Origin of the sequence: Aeromonas sp. LsrichE-8G (assembly GCF_022869435.1) — a bacterium.
Classification (GTDB): Bacteria; Pseudomonadota; Gammaproteobacteria; order Enterobacterales; family Aeromonadaceae; genus Aeromonas; species Aeromonas caviae.
On sequence record NZ_JALIHH010000209.1, the window covers coordinates 1 to 2,555 of the forward strand.

General features: G+C 55.6%; 2 protein-coding genes. Both read left to right on the top strand.

What is annotated here, in order from left to right; translation table 11 throughout:
- The first annotated feature begins 275 nt into the window (after window positions 1-275).
- Window positions 276-1,226: a transposase gene (locus MUW49_RS18730; RefSeq protein ID WP_053288170.1), complete on the top strand. Its 951-nt coding sequence runs from the start codon at window positions 276-278 to the stop codon at window positions 1,224-1,226.
- A 618-nt stretch (window positions 1,227-1,844) separates the two neighbouring features.
- Window positions 1,845-2,072 (top strand): hypothetical protein, encoded by a 228-nt coding sequence (locus MUW49_RS18735; protein WP_053288171.1) that lies wholly within the window; start codon window positions 1,845-1,847, stop codon window positions 2,070-2,072.
- Window positions 2,073-2,555 lie beyond the last annotated feature (483 nt).

A 2,555-nucleotide genomic window follows, 5' to 3' on the forward strand; every position in this document is an offset into this window, starting at 1 on the left:
TCCCACGCTACCGCCCATGGATTACAGCTTCCAATATGCTCCATTGACCAGCGAGGGCAGTGGCCCATCGCAGTTCAACAGGTTCCAGATAGCCACTGTAAGACAAACGAAACTACCCAAGCGAGCCTTAAAATGATGTAACCATCGGAATCACATCGTTTTTTGAACTTGATCAGCAAATTGTGCAATCTGGGGGTGAAATCTGGGACACCCACCTTTTTGACAGCGGCGTAGCCCTGTACTTGGCTTGAGGTGTCACTGTCAGGGAGTGAGCCATGACCATTGCCCGTTCACGTCAAATCAGTTTGCAGGATACGCCTTACTACCATGTGGTCAGTCGCTGTGTGCGGCGGGCGTTTCTGTGCGGGGAAGATGCCCACTCCGGCCAGAGTTACGAGCATCGGCGTCAGTGGGTAGTGGACAAGTTGGGCCAATTGTCGCGACTGTTTGCCATCGGTGTGTGTGCCTATGCGGTGATGAGCAATCACTATCACCTGGTGCTCAAGGTCGAGTCGGATACCGCTGCCAATTGGAGCGAGCGGGAGGTGGCCGAGCGTTGGGCGGCGCTGTTCCAGTGGCCGCTGCTGGTACGACGCTGGTATCAGGGGGAATCCCTGATTGAGCCCGAACTGGCCGTGGTGCAACAACTGATAGGACAGTGGCGGGATCGCCTGCATTCCATCAGCTGGTTTGTGCGGTTGCTCAACGAAAACCTGGCTCGGCAGGCCAATCGGGAAGATGGTTGCAAGGGCCATTTCTGGGAAGGGCGCTTCAAGAGCCAGGCCTTGCTCACCGAATCAGCCCTGCTGGCCTGCATGGCCTATGTTGATCTCAATCCGATACGAGCGGGATTGTCCGATCGGCCCGAGCAGAGCGATTACACCAGCCTCAAGCAGCGTCTCGATGGCGAGCAGTCCGCCGCCCCATTGCCGCCGTTGCTGTTGCCATTCGCGCACGAAGCGCGACCCGATAGCCTGGCATATACCTTTGCGGATTACCTGATGCTGGTGGACTGGACAGGTCGCGCCATCCGAGTGGACAAACGGGGCCATATCCCAGTTTGTCTTGCCCCCATCCTGACGCGGCTGGGGGTGGACGAGGTGCGCTGGCTCAAGCAAGTGACGCTGTTTCGGCGCCAGGGCATCAGAGTGGTGGGTGACAAAGAGCATTGTCAGCAGTTTGCCTGGCACTGTGGCCAGCGACGGTGTCATCAACCATCCCTTTGAGTGATGAATGCTCGCATCATAACAACGTCCGGTATCGCGCCATCACCCCGCCGGTGTGATCGCATCTGAATTGGCGTCATCGATGCCAAGACATTCTCTTTAATCCCCCGAGTTTCACAAATGCCATCGCAAATGCTGGATGACAAGTTGTGCTGGGCGCTGGATGAGGGCTTTCTCCAAAAGATGGCTGTCCTGATAAGGCGCCATGAATTGGCGTCATCGATGCCAAGACATTCTCTTTAATCCCCCCGAGTTCCACAAATACCATCGCAAATGCTGGATGACGAGTTGTGCTGGGCGCTGGATGAGAGCTTTCTCTAAAAGATGGCTGTCTTGATAACTCTTTCTCCAAAAGATGGCTGTCCTGATAAGGCGGGTTGGGGAAAAGGGGCTATCGGCCCTTTGTTATCAGGCCGTTTTTTCACAACGCTGCGACACCGTGGGTGTTGCTTGAGCAGGTGATTTTTGCATCAGTGAAACAGAGTGGGTGATATGGTTCCTCCAATGGAACAATTCGTACACAAAGATGGCTGTCCCAAATGAAGAAAGGCTTTGTTATCTTGCTGGATACGTTGGCAAGGGCGAGTCACGTGGAACGTTCAAGTCAGGAGCAATCAGATGGCGATAACAACGCGATCCCGAAGAGAGAAGGTAGGCAGCGGGCTCGGGCTGGTGATGGGGCTCATCGCCTTTAACCTGATTGTGCCCCTGCTTCCGGTTGCAACAGAGATGTCTGATATGACCCGGATGATAGGTGCCATGGTCAGCGCCATGCTTTGCGCCGAGCTGGGCGCCAGGATTGGCAAGTGGCGGGATGCCAAAGAGCAGGCCAGGTCGGCAGAGTAACTCGACGTGAGAAGAGCGCCAATCGCCCGAGTGCGGCGGTGTGTGCGGGTGTAACAGGCAGGGCGACAGTTGTCGCCCTGCCTGTTTTGCTATCGCGGTTTGCCGCTCAAGCGCCGCGCCGCCAGGGGTCGCTTCGATGGGAGGAAGGTGGCCAGGGTGTCGCGGGGCGATGCCGCATTGCATCAGAAGGCGCCTGGAGCGAGATGACGCCAAGGCTGGATCTGCGAGGGAAATCCTGAGATCGTGCAGGCAGTTATCTGGTTATCCCCTTGAGAGGAGTACCCATGCGCATTGCCTTGATTGGCCTTGGCGATATCGCCCGGAAGGCCTATCTGCCGCTCATGTACAGAACCTTAAGCGGCAAGCGAATTAATAATACCGTCTAACGTGTTGTTTTGCTTGGATTTTCTCTGCCTACTCTTTTTGCCGTTTTTGGATAAATACACCATTGCCCACTCCAACTTCTCTGTTATTTCCTGCCAC

What these genes read in the sequence shown, in the direction of transcription:
- MUW49_RS18730 (WP_053288170.1), top strand. Translation starts at nt 276, where the DNA reads ATGACCATTGCCCGTTCACGTCAAATCAGTTTGCAGGATACGCCTTAC.
- MUW49_RS18735 (WP_053288171.1), top strand. Translation starts at nt 1,845, where the DNA reads ATGGCGATAACAACGCGATCCCGAAGAGAGAAGGTAGGCAGCGGGCTC.